Raw genomic sequence first — 21506 nt, 5'->3', positions numbered from 1 at the left:
GGGCTACACGGCCGACGAGACGCGCCGGTTCGCCGTGGATATCGGCCTGAAGCCATTGACCACGCCCGTGTGCAGCCCGCAAAGTAACGGGATGGCTGAGAGCTTCGTGAAAACGATGAAGCGCGATTACGTCGCCTTCATGCCCAAGCCGGACGCCGCGACTGCTGCGCGGAACTTGGCCATCGCCTTCGAGCATTACAACGAGAAGCATCCCCATAGCGCGTTGAAATATCGCTCGCCACGAGCGTTTCGTCGCGCGATGGATTCAGCAACCTTAGTGTGATGCTGTGTCCGGGATTACAGGGGCAACTCCACACGATCAGTCGTCTCGCCTGACGATCAAACCGCTCTGTTCGGCAAGATTGGTGATGCCTGCCATGGGTTGTCCAATCGAGGCATTCCGCCAGCCGTTTCCGACGACTTCCGAATCAACGTCAGCGTGCCGTGACGAGGCCCACGCACGATATGCAGGGTGAGGGGATCGTCATCCGGGTCCGATGCCTGCTTCATCAGATCGATCTGCTGCGATTCGTTATGGGCGACGCAGATCTCGCCACCCTTCGCATGTGGCCGGTGATTGCACGCCTTCACATCGATCATGGCCGTGGCGATAGCGGAATCCGCTTGGCCGTTGCTGGCGATGAAACTGAAGCTGTCCGCACCCACATAGCAGTGGTCGGGACGGTAGGTATACGTGCCGTCCTTATTGAGGATCAGATCGCCATGCTTTGGCGCGCTGACAATGCGATAGCTCAGCGTGGTGCCGGGCAGGGGGAATCAAGCGAAGCAAGCTGAGGGGATTCGCAGTGTCTATGGCCGCGTCGTCGCTTTTCTGAACGCCGGAATCGGGCGCTTTCGAATGGACCTGTCGAACATTGCGGAGGTTGGGATTCTGCTCGGCGTAGCAGCGCTACTTGGTGTGAAACGCGGGCTCACCGCGTCGGCGGCCGAGACGGCTGGAGCACACTCGGTCCAAGCCTTGTCAGCATGCGCGGGAGCCCAGTCCGGTCGCCGGGCTGGTGTGGGGCCACCGGTAAAAGCGGTGCTGCTGATTACTGATCCGGCTCAGGGAATGGTGAATTCGGCGATGGCCGGCGCGATTGCCTTGGTAAAGGTGGCTCTCGGATAGTTGACCGGCTGGTTGCTGCCAATTTCAAGGCCGGAGATATCGTAAACGGTATTCCGTTCGAGCTTCCCGGTATCGACGGCGAAGATCGTGAGCGTCTGCTGCACTTGAGTCCCCATGCCAGCGGGCATATGAACTCCATTTCCAACTATGACGGTGTTGTAGAACTGCTTTTGGCTAGACATAAGTTCATCTCCGCAAACAATATTAATGGGTTAGGGGGCGCTGTTGCGTTGATTGCATTAATTTCCTGAATTCCAGGAAGAATGCTCACTCCCTGCCGACAAATGCAGAACGATTTGCCGAATCAAGTTGAATAAAAGTCTATGAGGCAGCAGGAAGAAATTTAAGCTAGCTGTTCTGACAGGGAGCCGCTCGGAAAATGGCTTCGCCGCTGTCTCGCCTGTCAGCGAGGTGACGCCCGAACGCACGCCAATTCGCACGAGGCTGCCGTACGGGAGGTTGACTTGGTCGGCCAGCTGCTTCCCTCATGCCGCGACGTTCGCGTTCACCGCGGTGAACGGGCATTGACTGGTAATATCGATGCCGAAACCGCCATTCAACGGCGGTTTTTTGCGTGATTGATCGCCGCTAGTGGCGGAGTGCATGCGGTGTGTGTCATTGAGCAATGACGCAGGTTCAGAAATATTGCAGTCCGTCAGAAGGGGTTAGAGAGGTGGCACATAATGCAGTGGTCATCCCGGAGGCAGAACTCGCCAGTCACCGATGGAGACGTATCTTGTCGCAGCCCCTTGGTCGAAGCATGGCGGCTGTCGCAGCCACCTTGCTCTGGGGGAGCGCGTTTCCGTTCATCAAGATGGGCTATGCCGCAGGGCATATTTCACGAGGCGCGGTGTTTCAGCAGTTGGTCTTTGCAGGTTGGCGTTTCGCGCTCGCGGGTCTGCTGCTGTGTATGTTGGCGGTTGCGACGGGACGAACCCCGTGGCCGCGAACTTATCGGCAGGCACGTTTCGGTTTGAGGATCGCGAGTGTCCAAACGTTTCTCCAATATGTGTTTTTCTATATTGGGATCGCGGCCAGCTCGGGTATTTCCGCGTCGTTGCTAGCCGGAACGCTAACGTTCTTCCAACTCGGAATCGCACATGTGCGCCATCCCGACGATCGGCTGTCGACGAGAAGGGTCGGTGCGGCGTTGGTGGGTTTTGGTGCGGTGGCGCTTTATTTCCTACGTCAGGGATCGGGCGATTTGCGGTTCGGATGGGGGGAAGCGTCGTTGCTGGTGGCGATGTTCTTTTCCGCGCTCGGGAACGTCATGAATCGTGAGGCCGCGACTTCGGACTGGATGCCCTTGCCATTGACCGCATGGCAAATGTTGATCGGGGGCGTCGCTTTGACGGTAGTCGGCCTGTGTGGCGGCGGCTTGAAAGGCATTGCGATGACGCCGGGCCTGCTCTGGGTGCTGATCTACCTGGCTTGCGTTTCGGCTTGTAGCTTCGCGTTCTGGAATGCGTTGATGGCCTACAACCGTGCCAGTCGTGTCTCGGTGTTCTTGTTTCTTATCCCGGTTTTCGGGGTAGGTCTTTCTTCGGCGATTTTGCACGAGGCTTTGCATCCGAGTTTGCTCCTGGTGCTGTTCGCGGTTGCCGGAAGCATTATCTGGGCGCAACGGGAGGGCTGACCCGTGCGACAGCGAATCGGATTACGACATTCGATCATCGCGATGATGGGCGCGCTCGCGCTAACGTCATCGGCGGCTTCTTGGGGGGATAGCGCAATGGGCGTGTTCAGTCGCCTCGTTTTGTTTTCCGAAGTTCACGGCACCGTGTTGAAGGACGGCAGGCCAGTCGAGGGGGCCGAGCTTATCCAGAAAGTCGTGTGGTCGGACAATGAGAAAAAGAATCCTACGCAGCAAACGGTGACCGATAAAAGCGGCGCGTTCCGGTTCCCGACGATCGAGCGCGGGGCAGGCTTGCTTCGGTTGATCCCAGCTCAGCCGGTGATGTCGCAGACCATCGTCATCCGCTATCAAGGTGTCGAATACATGGCCTGGAGGCACAGCAAGTTCTCGTACGACCCGAATGACGAACTGGATGGCCGGCCACTGAAGCTGGTTTGCGAGCTGACCCGTCAGCCAGACGCCGAAGGAACGCACTACGGGATCTGCAAAGCGGGCTGAGGATGAATGATTCTGCGCCGCTGCTCGACATCTATTGGACTGCAAATGGGTGGCAAGTCGAACATCGAATGGATCAGCACCGCCGCGCAGAAGCCGCCGACAGGACATGATGGCTGGTGGATTTTCCCCAGCATGACGGGGATGAGCCGCATGCTGGGCGCACCCACTAACTAACGCACCTGCAGATCACGGAGCGCGGCGCCAGGTGCCGAACGGATCGGCGATGTTACGCGGGTAGGTGCCGCGTGCCGCGTGCGTCTGGGCGAGATCGACCTCGATCGTCACCACGGGCTGGTGTGCATCGGTACGCGCGAGCTCGGTGCCGTCGGGATCGACGATCCAACTGCCGCCGGCAAAATCGTCACCGCGCCGATTGGCGGAGGCCACGAACGCGCCTGAGAGGATCGCCGCCATTTGCGTCGCGACTTCCCAGCGCCGGTGGCCACCCGTTGTGCGCGGCACCGCAATCAGCTGCACGCCGGCATGGCCGAGCGGCCAAGGCGCATGGCTGACCACGACCTCGGTGCACATCAGCGTCGCGAAGCTCAAGCCTTCGTGCACGGTCGGTTCGATGAGGGGCTCACCGCGATCGAACCACGTTTCCTCCCATGCACCTTCTTCCTGCGGCAGCCAGGCTTTGGCACGGCCCGCTTGGAAGCCTTCAGTAGGAGTCCAAAGGAAGCTTTGATTGAGGCGCCGACCGTCGACTTCGACGACACGGCTACCGAGGACCCTACGCGCGGCCAGGCGTGCAAAGCGCTCGGGCAACTGGGCCTGGAGCGCGACGGCTTCGCGCCATACGTGTGCATCGAAGGTAGGGCGCGTCCAGAAGCTGCTGACGCCCGCGAATTCGGGCAATACGAGCACGTCGGTCGGCTCGGCCTTCAGGGTGCGTTCCAAATGGTCCCAGGCGGCATCCATCGCAGCGGGATCGTCGGGTAGTTCACATACCGTGAGTTTCATGGCTGGCCTCGTATAGTCGGGTCGGGAATGAAAAGGAACCTTCGAATCGATACGGCGAACTATGCGCGTGCGACCTTTGATTGACCAGTGGCACGAATGACAGATATAGTGAAAATCATGCCAACACGTCCCACTATTAAAAGACCACGTTCGCGGCTGCGCGAGCGCACGGTCGCGATCCTCGCGTACGACGGCGTCAACGGCTTCGAGCTCGGCCTGGCCGCCGAAGTGTTCGGCCTCGACGAGATGGGTGAGGACTGGTATCGCGTGCTCGTCTGCGCCGATCGGCCTACGAAGCCGGTCGGCGCCGGCACCGGCTTCAGGATCGTGGCCGATGCGGGGCTCGATCGTGTGAGCGAGGCTGGATTGATCATCGTGCCCGGTTGGCACGACATCGATGCCGCTCCGCCAGCTGCGATTCTCGACACGCTCTTGCGCGCACACGCACGCGGCGCACGGATTGCATCGATCTGCTCGGGCGTATTTGTGCTCGCCGCCGCGGGTCTGCTCGCCGGGCGGCGCGTTGCCGTGCATTGGGCGCAGGCGCAGGCGCTCGCGAGTCGCTATCCGCATCTGCAGGTCGATCCCGCGGTGCTGTATGTCGACGAAGGAGACATCCTGACTTCGGCCGGGCGGGCCGCTGGTCTCGACCTGTGTGTCCACATCGTGCGGAACGATTTCGGCCCGGCCGTGGCCAATACCGTGGCGCGCCGGCTCGTGATTCCCGCGCACCGCGAAGGCGGCCAGGCCCAGTTCATCGCGCGGCCCGTGCGCGAAGAGGGGGATCCGTTGGCGACGCTGCTCGCCTGGGCGCGCGAACATCTGAGCGAAACGCTGTCGATCGTCGAACTGGCCGAGCAGGCGGGTATGAGCCGGCGCACATTCATCCGACGTTTCGAAGAGGCCACCGGCATGGCGCCGGGCGAGTGGGTGGTCCAGGAGCGTGTCGCGTACGCGCGTAGCCTGCTCGAAGCCAGCGCCATGCCGATCGAGCACATCGCCACGGCGGCAGGCTTCGGCTCGGCCGATGGGTTGCGACACCATTTCAGGCAGCGACTCGGGACGAGCCCGGCGCGATACCGGGCAAGTTTTCAGGCGTAGTGGTCGTTCGGATTGCCGAACAAGTCAAGTGGTGTGTTGCAAGCGATCTACTGCATCAACCGTTACAAATACGAAATATGGTTGCCGCAAGGCTTGGGCTATAGTCGGACCACTGACTCAGATGGCTGAGTCGTTATCTGAGATTGAAGGTGAAAAGATGAAAACCACACGCATTGTCCCGCTTCTGATCGGTGCGCTCGCGATCGGCATGTCGAGCGCGGCAATGGCCGGGGTCAACGTCGGCGTGAACATCGGTGTTCCTGCGCCCGTGTACGTCGCCCCGGCTCCTGTGTACGCACCGCCGCCCCCCGTCGTCTACGCGCCGCCGCCCGTCGTGTACGCGCCGGCACCCGTCGTCGTGATCGGCTGGCATGGCGATCGCTACTGGGATGGCCGCCGTTACTGGGGGCGTGACGAATGGTACGAGCACCGCGGACATGGGCACGACCACGATCACGAAGACCATGATCACGGCGAGCACCGCGGCTGGCACTGATCGCTGAGCGCCGATCGCGATGATCGGCGCGGCACCTGGTCGTGCCGCCAAACGCAAAAAAGCCGCCTCGGTAAATCCGGGGCGGCTTTCTTTTTGGCGCTTGTTTGTAGTGCTTACGTAGCGTTGCCGCGACTTAAATGATGCGATCGCGGCAAGCCAGAGCGGTTATTCGCTCACGCCGGCCATACCGCCGACGACGGCATTGAAGCCGCTGTCGACATGCAGGATCTCGGCCGTCACACCGGCTGCAAGATCGGAGAGCAGGAAGGCGGCCGCGTTGCCGACGTGCTCGATCGTGACGTTGCGCTTGAGCGGCGCGTGCTCTTCGACGAAGTCGAGGATCTTGCCGAAGCCCTTGATGCCGCTGGCCGCCAGCGTCTTGATCGGGCCGGCCGAGATGCCGTTGACGCGAATGCCCTTGGCGCCCATCGAAACCGACATGTAGCGCACGCACGCCTCGAGTGCGGCCTTGGCCACGCCCATCGTGTTGTAGTTGGGGATGACCTTCTCCGCGCCGAGGTACGACAGCGTGAGCAGGGCGGCGTTGTCGGACAGCATCGGCAGCGCCGCCTTTGCGAGGGCGGGGAAGCTGTAGGCCGAGATGTCGTGTGCGATGCGGAAGTTTTCGCGCGTCATGCCGTCGAGGAAATCGCCCGCGATCGCTTCGCGCGGCGCAAAGCCGATCGAGTGCACGAGGCCGTCGAAGCTGTCCCAGTGCTCCTTCAGTGAAGCGAACAGGGCTTCGATTTGCGCGTCGTCGGCGACGTCGCACGGAAACACGAGTTCGCTGCCGAATTCAGCCGCGAATTCGGTGATGCGGTCTTTGAAGCGGTCGCCGACATACGTGAAGGCGAGCTCGGCGCCCTCGCGCTTGCAAGCTTGCGCGATGCCGTAGGCAATCGAGCGATTCGACAGCAGACCGGTCAGCAAAATGCGTTTTCCAGCGAGAAAGCCCATGTATTCTCCTAACGTGATCATTGCCGCCGGACGATTGCACGCGATGTGCATCAGGATGGCCGGCGCGGGGATTTGGGTAGAATTCTCTCATATCGTCATTACCGATCGGTCGGACAAGAGGGCTTATTGATGACAGGCTTGCGCCGGATCTTCGCGCGACGCTTCTGGTGGATGTTGTGTTGCGTATTGGCATTCGGTGCGTCGCAGCCTGCTTCGGCGGCCTATGCGATCGCGCAATTCGGCGATCCTAAGTACCCGCCAGGCTTCACGCACTTCGACTACGTGAACCCCGATGCCCCCAAGGACGGCACGCTCGTCCTTGCCAACCCGAACCGCCTGACGAGCTTCGACAAGTTCAACCCGTTCACGATGCGCGGCAATCCGGCGCCCGGTATCGACATGCTGTTCGAGAGTCTGGTGACGGGGAGCGCGGACGAAGTCGCATCGGCCTATGGGCTGCTCGCCGACGATATCCGCATCGCGCCTGATCGCCTCTCGGTCACGTTCCACCTCAATCCGCGTGCGCGCTTCTCGAACGGCGATCGCGTCATGGCCGCGGACGTCAAGTACTCGTTCGACACGCTCAAGAGTCCACAAGCGGCGCCGCAGTTCGCTGCGTATTACGCCGACATCTTGCGCGCCGTGGTCGTCGACGCGGCTACCGTCCGCTTCGATTTCCGGCAGCCCGATCGCGGGTTGCCGTTGCTGGCCGGGGGCATTCCCGTGTTTTCGCACAAGTGGGGCTTGAATGCGGACGGCTCGCGTGTGCCGTTCGACCGGCTCGCATTCCAGCAGCCGATCGGCAGCGGTCCGTATCGGATCGAGCGCTACGACGGCGGCCACACGATCACGTTTCGCCGCGATCCGAACTATTGGGGGGCCGCGTTACCCGTGCGGGTCGGCACCAACAACTTCGAGCGTGTCACGTACAAGCTTTATGCCGATCCCACCGCACGGCTCGAAGCGTTCAAGGCCGGCGAGTACGACGCGATGGTCGAATACGTCGCGCGTAACTGGGTACGCCGTGACGTCGGCAAGCGCTTCGACGACGGCGAGCTGATCAAGCAGGCGTTCCGTCACCACAACGGCGCAGGCATGCAGGGCATGGTGATGAACCTGCGCCGGCCGCTGTTTCGCGACGTGCGCGTGCGCCAGGCGCTCGATCTCGCGTTCGATTTCGAATGGCTGAACCAGCGGTTGTTCTTCGGCGCCTATACGCGGCTCAACAGCTATTTCGCCGATAGCGACTTGCAGGCGACGGGCATGCCGAGTGCAGGCGAATTGGCGCTGCTCGAGCCGTTGCGCGCGCAACTGAATCCGGCCGTGTTTGGGCCCATGACGGTGCAGCCGAGCACCGATTCGCCGAACTCGTTGCGCGAGAATCTCCTCAAGGCGCGCGCGTTGCTGGCCGAGGCCGGCTGGACCTACCGCGACGGCGCGCTGCGTAACGCGCAGGGTCAGCCGTTCGCGTTCGAGATTCTCGAGGATTCGGGGCAGGGGCCGTCGATGGAGCCCGTCTTTACCGCCTATATCCGCAACCTTGCCAAGCTCGGCATTCGCGCGACGTATCGCACCGTCGACTACGCGCTGATCCAGAAGCGCTACGACTCGTTCGACTTCGATGCGACGACGCTGCGCTATCCCGACGTCCAAGTGCCGGGCGTCGAGCAGGTGTCGCGCTTTAGCAGCCAATCGGCCGACCAACAAGGTTCCGACAATCTCATGGGCTTGAAGTCCCGGGCCATCGACGCACTGCTGCGCCCGCTCGTGCATGCGCAAACGCGCGAGCAACTCATCGATGCGTCGCGTGCGCTCGATCGTGTGCTCATGTACGGCTATTACGTCGTGCCGCAGTGGTACAGCAATACCCACCGCATTGCTTACGTGAATACGCTGCGCTATCCGAAGACGCTGCCGCTGTACTATTCGGCGGAAGGCTGGATCGTCTCGACGTGGTGGCGCGCGCCGCCTTCGCAAGCGCAGGCCCAAAGCCAAGCCCAAGTCCCCGCTACGCATTGAGTCGCGCTCGGCGAGCACCGATCAATACGATTCGCCCCATGCACGGATGGCCACCATGTGGAGCTACATTCTCAAACGATTGCTGTTGATGATCCCGACGCTGATTGGTGTGCTGACGCTTACGTTCGTCGTGATCCAGTTCGTGCCGGGCGGCCCTGTCGAGCAGGCCGCCTACGAGTTGCGCAAGGGTGCGGTACAGGAAGGGCAGGCACCGCCGTTCGGCTTGCGTGCGCACAGCGGCGTCGATGCCCAGCAGATCGCGCAGCTCAAGGTGCTGTACGGCTTCGATAAGCCGCCGCTCACACGCTATTGGCTCATGCTCACGCGCTTTGCGCGTTTCGACCTCGGGCAAAGCTACTTCCATCATCAGAGCGTGTGGTCGCTCATCGTCTCGAAGCTCCCGGTGTCGATCAGCATCGGGCTGTGGACGTTCTTCCTCACCTACTTGATCTCGGTGCCGCTCGGCATCGCCAAGGCCGTGCGCAACGGCTCGTCGTTCGACGTCGCGTCGAGCCTCATCGTGCTCATCGGCTATGCGATCCCGGGCTTCGTGCTAGGCGTCCTGCTGCTCGTGCTGTTCGGCGGCGGCTCATTCCTGCAGCTGTTTCCGCTGCGCGGACTCGTGTCGGACAACTTCGCGCAGCTGAGCGTCGGCGGCAAGATCGCGGACTACCTATGGCATATCGCGTTGCCCGTGACGGCGTCGGTCGTGGGCAGCTTTGCCGTCATCACGATGCTGACCAAGAACGCGTTTCTCGACGAGATCAAGAAGCAGTACGTCCTGACTGCACGCGCCAAAGGCCTGAGCGAGCGGCGCGTGCTGTGGAAGCACGTGTTTCGCAACGCCATGCTGCCACTCGTGGTCGGCTTTCCCGCCGCGTTCATCGGTGCGTTCTTCACGGGCAGCCTGCTGATCGAGACGCTGTTCTCGCTCGACGGGCTCGGTCTGCTGTCGTACGAGTCGGTCGTGCGCCGTGATTATCCGGTCGTGCTCGGCACGCTTTATCTCTTCACGCTGATCGGCCTCGCCACGAAGCTCATCTCCGATCTCTGCTACGTCTGGGTCGATCCGCGCATTCAATTCGAACAACTGGAGCGCTGAGTTGAGCCGAGCTCGTCCCCGTATCGACGCCGATGCCGCGCCGCGCAGCGAACTGGACGCCGTCATGGCGTCGCCGTCGCCGATGCGCCGGGTGTGGCGGCGCTTCAAGTCCGATCGGCTCGGCTACTGGAGCCTCATCGTCTTCGTCGTGGCGTTCCTCGCGAGCGTGGCCGGGCCGCTGTGGTCGAATGACAAGCCGATCGTCGCGCGCTACCACGGCCAGCTGTACTTTCCGCTCGTCAAGACGTACGCGGAAACTACCTTCGGCGGCGATTTCCCGACGCCGGCCGACTACCTCGATCCGTATATCCGGCATCGCTTCGAGCTGCCCGGCAACTTCGCCGTGTATCCGCCCAATCACTATTACTACGACTCGCTGAACTACTTCTCGCGCGCGCCGAATCCCGCGCCGCCCACCCGCGAAAACTGGCTTGGCACCGACACGCAAGGGCGCGACGTCTTCGCGCGGCTGCTTTATGGTTTCGGCGTGTCGGTCAAATTCGCGCTCGTGCTGACGTTCATCGGCAGCGTGCTCGGGATTCTGGCCGGGGCCGTGCAAGGCTATTTCGGAGGACGAACCGATATCGTCGGGCAGCGGCTCATCGAGATCTGGAGCGCATTGCCCGAGCTCTACTTGCTGATCATCTTCGCTTCGATCTTCGAGCCGAGCCTGCTGTTGCTGCTCGTACTGCTGTCGTTGTTCGGCTGGATCGGCCTGGCCGACTACGTGCGCGCCGAGTTCCTGCGCAATCGCACGCAGGACTATGTGCGGGCTGCGCGCGCGATGGGCCTGTCGAACTGGCAGATCATCTGGCGTCACGTCCTGCCCAACAGCTTGACGCCGGTGATCACCTTCCTGCCGTTTCGCATGAGCGGTTCGATCCTGGCGCTCACGAGTCTCGACTTTCTGGGTCTCGGCGTGCCGTCGCCCACGCCGAGCCTCGGCGAGCTGCTTGCGCAAGGCAAGGCCAACCTCGATGCGTGGTGGATTTCGCTGTCGACGTTCGGTGTGCTCGTCGCGACGCTGCTGCTGCTCACGTTCATGGGCGATGCGCTGCGCAATGCGCTCGATACGCGCGTCGCCGACGTCATGCGCGCCGGAGGGAATCAATGAGTCAAGCTGCGATGCCGAACACACCGCACACGGATGCCGCCTCGCCCGAGCCGCTGCTGTCGCTCGAGCGCTTGCATGTGCGCTTCGGCGAGACGGTCGCCGTCAACGACGTCACGCTCGCGATCGGCCGTGGCGAGCGCGTGGCGCTCGTCGGCGAATCGGGGTCGGGCAAGAGCGTGACGGCACTGGCCGTGCTGCGGCTCTTGCGCGACGCGCAGGTGAGCGGGGCGATCCGCTTCGGCGGCGAAGATCTGACGAAAAAGAGCGAGCGCGAGATGCGCGGCCTGCGCGGCTCCGATATCGCGATGATCTTCCAGGAACCGATGACGGCGCTGAACCCGCTGTATACGATCGGCGAACAGATCGCGGAGACGATCGTCGTGCACGACGGCGTGCCCCCGGTCGAGGCCAAGCGCCGGGCGGTCGCGCTACTGGCTCGCACCGGCATTGCCGAGCCCGGCAAGCGCGTGCTCAGCTATCCGCATCAGTTGTCGGGCGGGCAGCGGCAGCGCGCGATGATCGCCATGGCGCTGGCATGCCGGCCGCGCCTGCTGCTGGCGGATGAGCCGACGACGGCGCTCGACGTGACGATCCGCGCGCAGATCGTCGACCTGCTGCTCGAGCTGCAGCGCGATGAAGGGCAAAAGCGCGGCATGGCCGTGCTCTTGATCACGCATGATCTGAATCTCGTGCGGCGCTTTGCCGAGCGCGTTGCCGTCATGGAACGCGGGACGCTCGTCGAATGCGCGAGCGTCGACCAAATCTTCAGCGCGCCTCAGCATCCGTATACGCGCAAGCTGCTCGAAAGTCGGCCGCGGCGCGCAATCGAAGTCGTGCCACCGGTCGCGGCGTCCGTGCTGGAGGCGCACGACGTGTCGGTGACATTCCGCACGAAGCTGCCCGGTATGGAAGGATGGTTCCGCAAGGGGCGCTTCGACGCCGTCTCGAACGCGAGTGTGTCGGTGCGGCAAGGCGAAACGCTCGGTATCGTCGGCGAGTCGGGCTCGGGCAAATCGACGCTCGCGATGGCGCTGCTCGGCTTGCAGCGCACGTCGAACGGCGCCATCGTTTTTCAGGGCAGGCCGCTCGCGAGCTATCGCGGCGGCGAGCAGACGCAGCTGCGCTCGAACATGCAGGTCGTGTTTCAAGATCCCTTCAGCTCGCTTTCTCCGCGCCAGACGATCGAGCGCATCGTCGGCGAGGGCCTCGCGCTGCACCAGCCACAGCTCGACGCACAGGCTCGGCGGGAGAAGGTCGTCGCGATGCTCCATGAAGTAGGGATCGATCGCACGGCGCTCGCGCGCTATCCGCACGAGTTTTCGGGCGGGCAACGGCAACGCATCGCCATTGCGCGCGCGTTGGTACTCGAGCCGCGGCTGCTCGTGCTGGACGAGCCGACGAGCGCGCTCGACGTGTCGATTCAGCAGCAGGTGTTGATGCTGCTGACCGGACTGCAGCGCAAGTACAACCTCGGCTTCGTCTTCATCAGCCACGACCTGGCCGTCATCGGGGCGATGGCGCACCGCGTGGCGGTCATGCAAAACGGGGTGATCGTGGAGACGGGAGACGTCGGAAGAATCTTCTCGAATCCGACTCATCCGTACACGCGCAAACTGCTGGAAGCGAGCCTGCAAGCGTGATTCAGGCCTGATTCAAATGAATTCAGACGGTACCCCCATTGTTTTTATTAATTTGTTTTGACATCCGGTTGCTTCCTGGCTAGTATCGTCCAAACTTTTCGCAGATCCCTGATTTTTAAGCAAAACCTACCGACCGATGCAGCATAGAAACTTTGCCCAGGCTTGCTCGCACATCGTCGCTGGAATGTTCATTGGCGTGTTGATGACGGCGACAGCCGGTGCGTTCGCCGACGAAGCGAACACTTTGCAGCAAAGTGTGCCAACGTCGACTCAAGCCGAGTCCGCATCTCCGTCTCCCTCCGGTTCTCTCCAGACTCCCCAAGCGAACGCAGCGCCTGCCACCAGTGGCGGTGCCAAGGCCTTTCTGTCAGGCGTGGCCGGCAAGGCGGGCGACGTGGTCGTCGGCGCACTCAACATGATCGGTGTGCGCTACCGCTGGGGCGGCAGCTCGCCTGATTCGGGGCTCGATTGCAGCGGCTTCGTGCGCTACGTGTTCCAGGACACGCTGGGGCTGGCGCTGCCGCGCCGTGCCGAGGAAATGAGCCGCGTAGGCGAAAAGGTTCGGGTCAGCGACCTCAAGCCAGGCGATCTGGTGTTCTTCAACACGATGCGCCGCACGTTCTCGCACGTCGGCATTTACATCGGCGGCAACAAGTTCGTGCATTCGCCTTCGACGGGCAGCACGATCCGTGTCGACGATCTCGACGATGGCTACTGGGAAAAGCGTTTTACCGGTGCACGCCGCATCGAGTCGCAGTTCCCGATTAAAGCCGACGAATTGCGCCAGCGCGTGAGCGCGACAATTGGCGGCAGCGACAACTGATATCGATCGCTACCGTGCGTTTATTCGGTTAGCTGTCAGCGTCGCATTGATCAGTAAAAAAAGCCCGCTTCAATCGAAGCGGGCTTTTTCGTTTGATCGCCAGCCGATAGCGCTGTTGCTGGCGTGTTACGCCGCAGCTGGCGCGGCATGGCTAGCCGCAAGCTTGCGCTCCAGATCCGGGAACGCTTTGGCGACCGCCTCCTCGCCGGCGAGGATCGCCGCATTGCGCTGGCCGAAGTCGCTGCCGCCCATCGCCGCGAGGCTCGGGCGAATGACGAAGTCGGCGTATTTCTCGAGTTCGTAGGTCTTGATTCGCTCCCCCATGATCGTGAACGTCTGCATCAGCACGTCGAACGAGCTTTGCGTGGGGGCACCTTCAGGGCGCGACGAGATATCGACGGCAATCACGAAGTCGGCGCCCATTTTGCGCGCAAACGAAGCCGGTACCGGGCTGACGAGCCCACCGTCGACATACTCGTGACCGCCAATCGACACGGGCTCGAAAATCGACGGCACGCTGCATGAGGCGCGCACCGCGATGCCGGTGTTGCCGCGTTGGAACAGGATCGGCTGACCGGTATGCAGATCGGTGGCCACGATGCCGAACGGCTTGGCCAGCTTCTCGATCTGCCGGTTGCCGACCGTCGCGTTGACATAGTTCTGCAAGGCCACGCCTTGCAGCAAGCCACGCGAGCGGAACGGCAGGGCCCAGTCGCTGATCGAGGCCTGATCCATCGTCAGCGCGAGCTTGTTGATGGCGATGCCGTTCATGCCGGACGCATACAGCGCGCCGACGACCGAGCCGGCGCTCGTGCCGCAGACCAGGTCGACATGGATGCCGCGCGCCTCGAGTGCCTTGATGACGCCGATATGCGCAAAGCCACGCGCGGCGCCGCCGCCGAGCGCCAAGCCGATGCGCGGCGCACGCGCGGGGGTTGCAGCCGCTGATGAGGCGGAGTTCGGATTGGTGGGCGTTTGCCCGGGCGTTTCGTTGCCGTTCTTGGTGGGCGTCGAGGTGCAGGCGCCGAGCAGGGCGGTCGCGCACGCGATCGAAAAGCCGCGCCGGGTGAGGTTGGGGGAAGAGGATTTCAACGATGTCTCCGGCGGCGCTGGACGCCGCATAGCAAGCCGGCAAGGCCGATTGGGGCCTTGCGCGCCCGAGGGAGCCCCCCGCGGCGCGCGCACATCATAAGGCAAAAACGATGGGCGACCGGTAGAGCGCGGGACACTTGGCGCTGCCTGCGTAGCAGGCCGCAGCGCGAATGGGGCGCGCGGTTATAATTCCCGTTTCTTTGTCCGCCGATCACGCGCGAACGCGCTGGAGCTCCGCCCGCAGGCCCGGTGCGTGCCGCCGATGCCGCGCACGGCGCATGTGTCGCGCTTGGCGCCTTCCGAACCACGAATCCGCATATGACCACCGTCCGTACCCGTTTCGCTCCGAGCCCGACCGGCTTCATCCACCTTGGCAATATCCGTTCCGCGCTTTATCCGTGGGCGTTTGCACGCAAGATGAAAGGAACGTTCGTGCTGCGCATCGAGGACACCGACGTCGAGCGTTCGACGGCCGCGTCGGTCGACGCGATTCTCGAAGGCATGGCGTGGCTTGGCCTGAACTTCGACGAAGGTCCGTTCTATCAGATGCAGCGCATGGACCGCTATCGCGAGGTCATCGGGCAGATGGTCGAACAAGGCTTGGCGTACCCGTGCTACATGTCGACGGAAGAGCTCGATGCGCTACGCGAGAAGCAGCGCGAAGCCGGCGAGAAGCCGCGCTACGATGGCACGTGGCGTCCCGAGCCCGGCAAGGTGTTGCCGACACCGCCTGAGGGCGTGGCGCCTGTGATCCGTTTCAAGAATCCGCTTGAGGGTGTCGTCGCGTGGGACGATGCCGTCAAAGGCCCCGTCGAGATTTCCAACGAAGAACTCGACGACCTCGTCATCGCCCGGCCCGACGGCACGCCGACGTACAACTTCTGCGTCGTCGTCGACGATCTCGACATGCGCATCACGCACGTGATCCGCGGCGACGATCACGTCAACAACACGCCGCGCCAGATCAACATCTTGCGCGCGCTCGGCGGCGAGCCGCCCGTCTATGCGCACTTGCCGACCGTGCTGAACGAAGCGGGCGAGAAGATGAGCAAGCGCCACGGCGCGATGAGCGTGACGGGCTACCGCGACGCCGGCTATCTGCCGGAGGCCGTACTCAATTACCTCGCGCGCCTCGGCTGGTCGCACGGCGATGCGGAGATCTTCTCGCGCGAGCAGTTCGTCGAGTGGTTCGATCTCGAGCACCTTGGCAAGTCGCCGGCGCAATACGACCAGGACAAGCTGAGCTGGCTCAACAACCATTACATCAAGGAAGCCGACAACGCGCGCCTGGCCGATCTCGCCAAGCCGTTCTTCGCCGCGCTTGATATCGACGAGGCCGCGCTCGCGAGCGGCCCCGACGCGGTGGGCGTCGTCGCGCTGATGAAGGATCGTGCCACGACGATCAAGGAGATCGCCGAAGGCGCGGCGATGTTCTACCGCACGCCTGCACCCGAGCCGGAAGCGCTGGCGCAGCATCTGACCGATGCCGTGCGTCCGGCACTTGCCGACCTGACGGCTGCGCTGCGTTCGGCCGAGTGGACGAAGGAGGGCATTGCTGCGGCGCTGAAGGCGACGCTGGCTGCGCATAAGCTCAAGATGCCGCAGCTGGCGATGCCGGTGCGCTTGCTCGTGGCGGGTACGACGCACACGCCGTCCATCGACGCGGTACTCGTGTTGTTCGGCCGTGAGCGTGTACTGGGTCGGCTGGAGGCGGCGCTCGCAAGCTGAGCGCGCGGGGGCAGGGCGCTTGTTCGCAGGGAAATTAAAAAAAGCTGCACAAAGGTATTTACAAGCGCGAAAGGCCCCCATATAATCTCATTTCTGTTCTGCAAGGGGGGTATAGCTCAGCTGGGAGAGCGCTTGCATGGCATGCAAGAGGTCAGCGGTTCGATCCCGCTTACCTCCACCATAAAGCAGACAGAAAAAAATAAGCCCTGAGCAATCGGGGCTTTATTTTTTCTACGGCCGTTTTCAGGGTTGGTCATCGACTGTTTTCAACGACGAGCGCAGCGGAGCTTCCAAGCGTTGCATGTGGTACTCGTTTCGTTATCGGTAGTCGATATCCGTCCGAAAGAAAATGCTTGCTGATTAGAGAAGGGCATGCGTATAATCGCCGGCTCTGTTGTTGCAGGGCAAAGTGTGTGAACGAAGCGCTCTTTTCCAAAGAGCGGCAGGTTGTAGAAAAAAAGACTTCACAAATGCTTGGAAGGTAGTTAGAATAGCGGTCTTCGCTGTTGACGAAAGAAGATAGCGAAAACGCAGTGGTTGTGAAAAGATTTTGTCCCCTTCGTCTAGAGGCCTAGGACATCACCCTTTCACGGTGAGTACAGGGGTTCGAATCCCCTAGGGGACGCCAGACATCGGCAGCGCTTCGGACGAGAAGCGCCGCAACTCTCGAGACGAGACCGACGCTCGCGAGTATGATGCAAAGACTGGAGTGGTAGTTCAGTCGGTTAGAATACCGGCCTGTCACGCCGGGGGTCGCGGGTTCGAGTCCCGTCCACTCCGCCAAAAAGAGAAGTTTGTTCGGGTAAGCCTGAATGAGCTTTGGAAGTAAAGCTGCAAGCAGTAGGTTAGGTCCCCTTCGTCTAGAGGCCTAGGACATCACCCTTTCACGGTGAGTACAGGGGTTCGAATCCCCTAGGGGACGCCAAGACATCGGCGGCGCTTCGACGAAAGCGACGCAGCTCGAGAGAAACAACCGACGCTCTCGGGTCATGATGCAAAGACTGGAGTGGTAGTTCAGTCGGTTAGAATACCGGCCTGTCACGCCGGGGGTCGCGGGTTCGAGTCCCGTCCACTCCGCCAAATAAAGCCCGTTCGAACGAAAGTTCGAGCGGGCTTTTTCTTTGCGTTTTCGCTTACTGCACGCTGTCTACCCGTGTCAGTTGGTCGTAATCGTCTGTAATCGTCCGAGGTCGCCGAAGCGGGGCAAACCGCCATTGCAACTCCCGGCGGTCTGTCTTACCGTGTGCCGAGCGCAGCCTGTCCTGTCTTTCATGTTCGCTCCCACCGATGACCCGTCGCCCTTTGGGCTTCGTCAAGCGACGCACGACGATTTCGTATTCGCCGAGGCGCTGACGCGCACGAACATGGGCGGCTATTACGAGCGCCATCATCTGATCTGGCGTGCCGACCTGTTTCTCGCGAGTTGGCGTGAGTCAGAAAATTTCATTCTGGAAGTCGATGGCGAGGCCATCGGCGTGCTACGGCTGACCGAGGAAGGGGATTCGCTGCACATCCGCGATGTGCAGATCGCGGCAGGGCACCGGCGCCATGGCGCGGGCACTTATCTGCTCGAAACCTCGCATCGCTGGGCGCGCGAGCGCGGTCTGCGCGAAACGCAACTGCGCGTGTTCGTCGACAATCCTGCCGCGCGGCTATACCTGCGCATGGGCTATCGGCTCGTCGGTCCGCGCCTCGCGCAATTGGGCGCGATCCGGCACATGGCGCGCCCTGTCTGAGTCCTGTCTGACGCGCGTGCTGAGCCTAGTGCTCGATGGGTGTCAATCCGTCTTCGATGTCGTCGTCGCGCAGCGCCGATTCGTCGAGCGTTCGTTCCGTGTCGCGCATCATGAACGCACGCGGGCTTTCGCCGAACGCACGCCGGAACATCGCCGAAAACGCGCTCTGGCTTTGATAGCCGAGTTCGTGGGCAATCTGCGAAAGTGCGCGGCCCTGGTTCAGTAGCGGAATGGCCCGTGCGAGCACGGCCTGCTGGCGCCATTGCGAGAAGCTCATACCAAGCTCGTAGCGAAAGAGCCGCGCGATCGTGCGCGTGCTTGCGCCGACGCTCGCGGCCCAGTATTCGAGCGGGTCGGCATTGCCTGGGTCAGCCAGCAGGGCTTCGCATAGCGCTCGCAGCCGTTTCTCGCGCGGCATCGGCACCGACAGCGGCAGCGGCTCGGAGCGCGTCAGCTCATCGAGCGCGAGTGCGCCGAGCAACCGTTCGCGCGTCGGCGTAAGCCCGCGCGTATCGATGGCGGCGATCACTTCGCGCAGCAGACCCGAGACTTCAACGACACGGCACGCATCGAGCCCGTTGGGCACCACCGATGCGTCGACGTAGAGCGTGCGCAGATAGGCATCCTCGATGACGAAGACTTCATGCGGCACATTCGGCGGCACCCAGATCGCGCGTGAGGGCGGCACCATCCAGGTACTGCTCTCGACGGCCACGCGCAGCACGCCGCGCGAAGCATAGGCGACTTGCGCCCACGCGTGCATATGCAGCGCAATCCGCTCGCTGGCCGGCATGGGACGGGAGCGCACGCGAATCGGATGCTCGGGCGTGGGCGCGACTTCGGGCGGAATGTCGATGTAGCGCACGCGCGCGGGAGGCGTCGAGGCAGCGGACTGGGTCATGATCGAGGCAAAGAGCCAAGCGCCCCAAGATGGGGTGCCTACGACCGTTATTGTATGAGCATGCGACGCTCGAGGCGCATGATCGTCCGTTCGTGATCGCAGCGACGCGGTTGCCGCGGTTGGGTCGGAGCTCGCTCGGCAGCGGTGTGGCCCGTCGGTAAAGGTGGGGAATCACGCACGGTAATCAGTCGAGATGCATAATGCGAGCGGCGCATGGACATCCCAACGATAGGGAACCAGCCGTCGTCGGGGTAGCCTTGGGCCGCATTACGTTAGCTTGCAAAAATCAACGATGCCACTAACCACAAAAAGGACGAGGGCAATGCTATACGTGTTTGTATACGGCACGCTGCGGGCGGGCGAAATCAACGACATCGGCCGTGCCGCCGCGCGCAATCAGATTGATACCCCGCGTTTGATCGGCTCCACGAGCACGCACGGTCGCCTCTACGATTTCGGCCGTTATCCGGGGCTCGTGCCCGATGGCTCGGCTGGTGCCGTGCGCGGCGACGTCTATGAGATCGACGAGGCGCTCGTGCCGGTGCTCGACGAGATCGAAGGAATCTATCCGGGCGGTGACGGCCTGTTCCTGTCGAAGCAGATCACGGTGATGTTGAACGACCGGCCGGTGCAGTGTCTGTTCTATCCCGTCGGGCCCGAGTCGGTCGCCAATCGCGCGCGCATCCAAGGCGGTGACTGGATCGCGTATCGGGTGGCCCGCGATGCCGAACCCGAGCTCAAGTACGGTAGTTGATCGATCCGATCCCGGAAGTAGGAAGCGCCGCAAAGTTGCGGCGCTTTTTTTTGCCCTTTGCCCTTTGCCTTTGCGCCCGGCCGCACGACGCGCCGGGCGCAAGAACAAGACGATCCGATCAGAGCGCTTCGTAAAGCGGCAGCGTCAGGAACTCGGTGAACTGCTCCGACGTCGACATCCGGTCGAAGATGTCAGCCGCACGATCGTAGGACTGCGTCTCGCCGCCGACGACGCTTTTGACCTTCGCGAGCTCTTCCGCAGCGATGGCGCGCACGAGCTCGGCCGTCACCTTGCGGCCATCCTCGAGCTTGCCCTTCGGCGAGCGGATCCATTGCCACACCTGCGAGCGCGAGATTTCGGCGGTTGCCGCATCCTCCATCAGATTGTGGATCGGCACGCAGCCGTTGCCGGCCAGCCACGAGCCCAGATAGTGGATGCCCACGTTGATGTTGTTGCGCAGGCCCGCCTCGGTGATCGGGGTCTCGGGACGGAAATCGAGCAGGTCCTTCCGGGTCACTTGCACGTCGTCGCGTTGCTTGTCGATCTGGTTTGCCCGCTCGCCGAGCACGTTGACGAACTCTTCCATCGCGATCGGCACGAGACCCGGGTGCGCGACCCAGCCGCCGTCGTAGCCGTCGGTGGCGTCGCGACGCTTGTCGGCGCGCACGCCGGCCATGGCTTTGTCGTTGGCCGCGGCATCGCTCTTGATCGGAATCAGTGCGCTCATGCCGCCGATCGCCGGCGCGTGGCGCTTGTGGCAGGTCTTGAGCAATTGCAGCGCATAGGCGCGCATGAACGGCACGGTCATCGTGATCTGTGCGCGGTCGGCCAGGCAGAAGTCGGCGTCGTTCTTGAACTTCTTGATGGCCGAGAAGATGTAATCCCAGCGGCCCGCATTGAGCCCTGCGCTGTGCTCGCGCAGTTCGTAGAGGATTTCGTCCATCTCGAATGCGGCGAGGATCGTTTCGACCAGCACGGTCGCGCGGATCGTGCCACGCGGGATGCCCACGGCTTCCTGGGCCGCAACGAAGATGTCGTTCCACAGACGCGCTTCGAGGTGGCTCTCGAGCTTGGGCAGATAGAAGTACGGGCCGCTGCCCCGCGCCACGAGTTCCTTGGCGTTATGAAACAGGAACAGCGCGAAATCGAAGATGCCGCCGCTCACTCGCTCGCCATCGACGGTTACATGCTTCTCGTCGAGATGCCAGCCGCGCGGACGCACGATCAGCGTGGCGGTCTTCTCGTTGAGCCGGTAGGTCTTGCCGTTCTGCTCGAGCGAGATGGTGCGGCGGATCGCGTCCTTCAGGTTGATATGGCCAGTGATCTGGTTGTGCCAGTTCGGCGTGTTCGAATCCTCGAAGTCGGTCATGTACGCATCGGCGCCAGAGTTCAGCGCATTGATGATCATCTTGCGCTCGACGGGGCCCGTGATTTCGACACGACGGCATGCCAGATCCTTCGGCAGCGGCGCGACTTTCCAGTCACCGTCGCGGATCGCCTGCGTGTGCGCGAGGAAGTCGGGCCGTTCGCCGGCATCGAGCCGCTTCGTACGTTCGACTCTAGCCTCGAGCAGGGTGCGGCGACGCGGTGCGAACGTGCGATGCAGGCTCGCGACGAGTTCGAGCGCATCGCGCGTGAGGATCGCTTCGAATCCGGGCTCGATTGCGCCGGTGATCTGCATGCCTTGCGGCAACGACAGCGTATTCGTCATGAATGTCTTCTCCTTGGTCGGTCAGATGGCAAAAAAAACGGGGCTGGCAGGCGCGCGGTGCGAGCGCTGCCCGGCGGGGAGGCCGGGCAGATGTCGCGCACGCGTT

At 62.5% G+C, this 21506-nt stretch carries 21 protein-coding genes and 5 tRNA genes; 19 read left to right on the top strand and 7 right to left on the bottom strand.

The window, feature by feature from the left end; translation table 11 throughout:
* A partial coding sequence (locus tag D7S89_RS04545) for an integrase core domain-containing protein (protein WP_147426589.1) occupies positions 1-283 on the top strand: 283 nt, incomplete at its 5' end.
* Between the two features lie 56 nt (positions 284-339).
* Here the strand turns inward: D7S89_RS04545 and D7S89_RS27100 are convergent.
* Positions 340-756, bottom strand: coding sequence for an Ig-like domain-containing protein (locus tag D7S89_RS27100; RefSeq protein ID WP_425470734.1), 417 nt, complete (start codon positions 754-756; stop codon positions 340-342).
* Positions 757-1065: 309 nt separating this feature from the next.
* Positions 1066-1311, bottom strand: a complete 246-nt coding sequence (locus D7S89_RS04535) for a hypothetical protein (RefSeq protein ID WP_121275898.1) — start codon at positions 1309-1311, stop codon at positions 1066-1068.
* A 554-nt stretch (positions 1312-1865) separates the two neighbouring features.
* Between D7S89_RS04535 and D7S89_RS04530 the strand changes: the two genes are divergently transcribed.
* The 3 genes from D7S89_RS04530 (at position 1866) to D7S89_RS27360 (ending at position 3437) form a co-directional block, all read left to right on the top strand.
* A complete protein-coding gene (locus D7S89_RS04530) occupies positions 1866-2765 on the top strand; it encodes a DMT family transporter (protein WP_183085090.1) in 900 nt (299 codons plus the stop codon).
* A gap of 96 nt (positions 2766-2861) precedes the next feature.
* Complete coding sequence (locus tag D7S89_RS04525; RefSeq protein WP_121276115.1) at positions 2862-3263, top strand: DUF6795 domain-containing protein; 402 nt, start codon at positions 2862-2864, stop codon at positions 3261-3263.
* Between the two features lie 6 nt (positions 3264-3269).
* Positions 3270-3437, top strand: a complete 168-nt coding sequence (locus tag D7S89_RS27360; RefSeq protein WP_183085089.1) for a hypothetical protein — start codon at positions 3270-3272, stop codon at positions 3435-3437.
* Positions 3438-3449: 12 nt separating this feature from the next.
* Here the strand turns inward: D7S89_RS27360 and D7S89_RS04520 are convergent, their stop codons facing one another.
* Positions 3450-4226: a carbon-nitrogen hydrolase family protein gene (locus D7S89_RS04520; protein ID WP_121275895.1), complete on the bottom strand. Its 777-nt coding sequence runs from the start codon at positions 4224-4226 to the stop codon at positions 3450-3452.
* Positions 4227-4382: 156 nt separating this feature from the next.
* On the opposite strand from D7S89_RS04520, the gene ftrA reads away from it, so the two are divergent.
* Together ftrA and D7S89_RS04510 are read left to right on the top strand one after the other, a co-directional pair.
* Complete coding sequence (gene ftrA / locus D7S89_RS04515) at positions 4383-5327, top strand: transcriptional regulator FtrA (RefSeq protein WP_425470733.1); 945 nt, start codon at positions 4383-4385, stop codon at positions 5325-5327.
* Positions 5328-5484: 157 nt separating this feature from the next.
* Positions 5485-5823 carry a hypothetical protein gene (locus D7S89_RS04510; RefSeq protein ID WP_121275892.1) on the top strand — a complete coding sequence of 113 codons (339 nt, stop codon included), beginning with the start codon at positions 5485-5487 and terminating at the stop codon, positions 5821-5823.
* Positions 5824-5988: 165 nt separating this feature from the next.
* On the opposite strand, the gene fabI is transcribed toward D7S89_RS04510, so the two are convergent.
* Positions 5989-6780, bottom strand: a complete 792-nt coding sequence (fabI, locus tag D7S89_RS04505) for an enoyl-ACP reductase FabI (RefSeq protein ID WP_121275890.1) — start codon at positions 6778-6780, stop codon at positions 5989-5991.
* A gap of 171 nt (positions 6781-6951) precedes the next feature.
* On the opposite strand from fabI, the gene D7S89_RS04500 reads away from it, so the two are divergent.
* The 5 genes from D7S89_RS04500 to D7S89_RS04480 all read left to right on the top strand — a co-directional run bounded on the left by D7S89_RS04500 (position 6952) and on the right by D7S89_RS04480 (position 13478).
* The gene (locus D7S89_RS04500; RefSeq protein ID WP_183085097.1) at positions 6952-8799 is read left to right on the top strand and encodes an extracellular solute-binding protein; all 1848 of its coding nucleotides are present in this window, start codon (positions 6952-6954) and stop codon (positions 8797-8799) included.
* A 55-nt stretch (positions 8800-8854) separates the two neighbouring features.
* Positions 8855-9901, top strand: a complete 1047-nt coding sequence (locus D7S89_RS04495) for a microcin C ABC transporter permease YejB (protein WP_121276112.1) — start codon at positions 8855-8857, stop codon at positions 9899-9901.
* Positions 9902-9965: 64 nt separating this feature from the next.
* Positions 9966-11015: an ABC transporter permease gene (locus tag D7S89_RS04490; protein ID WP_121276113.1), complete on the top strand. Its 1050-nt coding sequence runs from the start codon at positions 9966-9968 to the stop codon at positions 11013-11015.
* The gene (locus D7S89_RS04485) at positions 11012-12655 is read left to right on the top strand and encodes an ABC transporter ATP-binding protein (RefSeq protein ID WP_245982657.1); all 1644 of its coding nucleotides are present in this window, start codon (positions 11012-11014) and stop codon (positions 12653-12655) included. Before D7S89_RS04490 ends, D7S89_RS04485 begins: the two co-directional genes overlap by 4 nt.
* A 136-nt stretch (positions 12656-12791) precedes the next feature.
* Complete coding sequence (locus D7S89_RS04480) at positions 12792-13478, top strand: C40 family peptidase (RefSeq protein ID WP_121275885.1); 687 nt, start codon at positions 12792-12794, stop codon at positions 13476-13478.
* A gap of 126 nt (positions 13479-13604) precedes the next feature.
* Here D7S89_RS04480 and D7S89_RS04475 read toward each other — a convergent pair whose 3' ends face one another.
* Complete coding sequence (locus D7S89_RS04475) at positions 13605-14600, bottom strand: patatin-like phospholipase family protein (RefSeq protein WP_121275883.1); 996 nt, start codon at positions 14598-14600, stop codon at positions 13605-13607.
* A 288-nt stretch (positions 14601-14888) separates the two neighbouring features.
* Between D7S89_RS04475 and gltX the strand changes: the two genes are divergently transcribed.
* The 7 genes from gltX to D7S89_RS04440 all read left to right on the top strand — a co-directional run bounded on the left by gltX (position 14889) and on the right by D7S89_RS04440 (position 18034).
* Positions 14889-16298 carry a glutamate--tRNA ligase gene (gene gltX / locus D7S89_RS04470; RefSeq protein WP_121276110.1) on the top strand — a complete coding sequence of 470 codons (1410 nt, stop codon included), beginning with the start codon at positions 14889-14891 and terminating at the stop codon, positions 16296-16298.
* A gap of 105 nt (positions 16299-16403) precedes the next feature.
* A tRNA-Ala gene (locus D7S89_RS04465) sits at positions 16404-16479 on the top strand.
* 371 nt (positions 16480-16850) lie between these two features.
* A tRNA-Glu gene (locus D7S89_RS04460) sits at positions 16851-16926 on the top strand.
* Between the two features lie 78 nt (positions 16927-17004).
* Positions 17005-17081 (top strand) — tRNA-Asp (locus tag D7S89_RS04455).
* Positions 17082-17147: 66 nt separating this feature from the next.
* Positions 17148-17223, top strand: a tRNA-Glu gene (locus D7S89_RS04450).
* Between the two features lie 78 nt (positions 17224-17301).
* Positions 17302-17378, top strand: a tRNA-Asp gene (locus tag D7S89_RS04445).
* A 191-nt stretch (positions 17379-17569) separates the two neighbouring features.
* On the top strand, positions 17570-18034 hold the full coding sequence (locus D7S89_RS04440; protein WP_121275881.1) for a GNAT family N-acetyltransferase: 465 nt from the start codon (positions 17570-17572) through the stop codon (positions 18032-18034).
* 25 nt (positions 18035-18059) lie between these two features.
* Here D7S89_RS04440 and D7S89_RS04435 read toward each other — a convergent pair whose 3' ends face one another.
* Positions 18060-18935, bottom strand: coding sequence for an AraC family transcriptional regulator (locus D7S89_RS04435; RefSeq protein ID WP_121275879.1), 876 nt, complete (start codon positions 18933-18935; stop codon positions 18060-18062).
* 322 nt (positions 18936-19257) lie between these two features.
* Here D7S89_RS04435 and D7S89_RS04430 point away from each other — a divergent pair, with 322 nt between their 5' ends.
* Positions 19258-19689: a gamma-glutamylcyclotransferase family protein gene (locus tag D7S89_RS04430; protein ID WP_121275877.1), complete on the top strand. Its 432-nt coding sequence runs from the start codon at positions 19258-19260 to the stop codon at positions 19687-19689.
* 118 nt (positions 19690-19807) lie between these two features.
* Here the strand turns inward: D7S89_RS04430 and aceB are convergent, their stop codons facing one another.
* A complete protein-coding gene (gene aceB / locus D7S89_RS04425) occupies positions 19808-21400 on the bottom strand; it encodes a malate synthase A (protein WP_121275875.1) in 1593 nt (530 codons plus the stop codon).
* Positions 21401-21506: the final 106 nt, after the last annotated feature.

The organism is Trinickia fusca (genome assembly GCF_003628145.1).
Lineage (GTDB): Bacteria > Pseudomonadota > Gammaproteobacteria > Burkholderiales > Burkholderiaceae > Trinickia > Trinickia fusca.
Note: the sequence above shows the minus strand (reverse complement) of the source record. Positions and strands in the feature narration are given on the sequence as shown.

Excerpts from the sequence above, each read along its gene's own strand:
- D7S89_RS27360 (WP_183085089.1), top strand. The coding sequence starts at position 3,270 with ATGATTCTGCGCCGCTGCTCGACATCTATTGGACTGCAAATGGGTGGC.
- D7S89_RS04500 (WP_183085097.1), top strand. The coding sequence starts at position 6,952 with ATGTTGTGTTGCGTATTGGCATTCGGTGCGTCGCAGCCTGCTTCGGCG.
- D7S89_RS04520 (WP_121275895.1), bottom strand. The coding sequence starts at position 4,226 with ATGAAACTCACGGTATGTGAACTACCCGACGATCCCGCTGCGATGGAT.
- D7S89_RS04485 (WP_245982657.1), top strand. The coding sequence starts at position 11,012 with ATGAGTCAAGCTGCGATGCCGAACACACCGCACACGGATGCCGCCTCG.
- D7S89_RS04430 (WP_121275877.1), top strand. The coding sequence starts at position 19,258 with ATGCTATACGTGTTTGTATACGGCACGCTGCGGGCGGGCGAAATCAAC.
- D7S89_RS04440 (WP_121275881.1), top strand. The coding sequence starts at position 17,570 with ATGTTCGCTCCCACCGATGACCCGTCGCCCTTTGGGCTTCGTCAAGCG.
- D7S89_RS04535 (WP_121275898.1), bottom strand. The coding sequence starts at position 1,311 with ATGTCTAGCCAAAAGCAGTTCTACAACACCGTCATAGTTGGAAATGGA.
- D7S89_RS04510 (WP_121275892.1), top strand. The coding sequence starts at position 5,485 with ATGAAAACCACACGCATTGTCCCGCTTCTGATCGGTGCGCTCGCGATC.
- D7S89_RS04495 (WP_121276112.1), top strand. The coding sequence starts at position 8,855 with ATGTGGAGCTACATTCTCAAACGATTGCTGTTGATGATCCCGACGCTG.
- fabI (WP_121275890.1), bottom strand. The coding sequence starts at position 6,780 with ATGGGCTTTCTCGCTGGAAAACGCATTTTGCTGACCGGTCTGCTGTCG.
- D7S89_RS04475 (WP_121275883.1), bottom strand. The coding sequence starts at position 14,600 with ATGCGGCGTCCAGCGCCGCCGGAGACATCGTTGAAATCCTCTTCCCCC.
- aceB (WP_121275875.1), bottom strand. The coding sequence starts at position 21,400 with ATGACGAATACGCTGTCGTTGCCGCAAGGCATGCAGATCACCGGCGCA.
- D7S89_RS04490 (WP_121276113.1), top strand. The coding sequence starts at position 9,966 with ATGGCGTCGCCGTCGCCGATGCGCCGGGTGTGGCGGCGCTTCAAGTCC.
- D7S89_RS04480 (WP_121275885.1), top strand. The coding sequence starts at position 12,792 with ATGCAGCATAGAAACTTTGCCCAGGCTTGCTCGCACATCGTCGCTGGA.
- D7S89_RS04525 (WP_121276115.1), top strand. The coding sequence starts at position 2,862 with ATGGGCGTGTTCAGTCGCCTCGTTTTGTTTTCCGAAGTTCACGGCACC.
- gltX (WP_121276110.1), top strand. The coding sequence starts at position 14,889 with ATGACCACCGTCCGTACCCGTTTCGCTCCGAGCCCGACCGGCTTCATC.
- D7S89_RS04435 (WP_121275879.1), bottom strand. The coding sequence starts at position 18,935 with ATGACCCAGTCCGCTGCCTCGACGCCTCCCGCGCGCGTGCGCTACATC.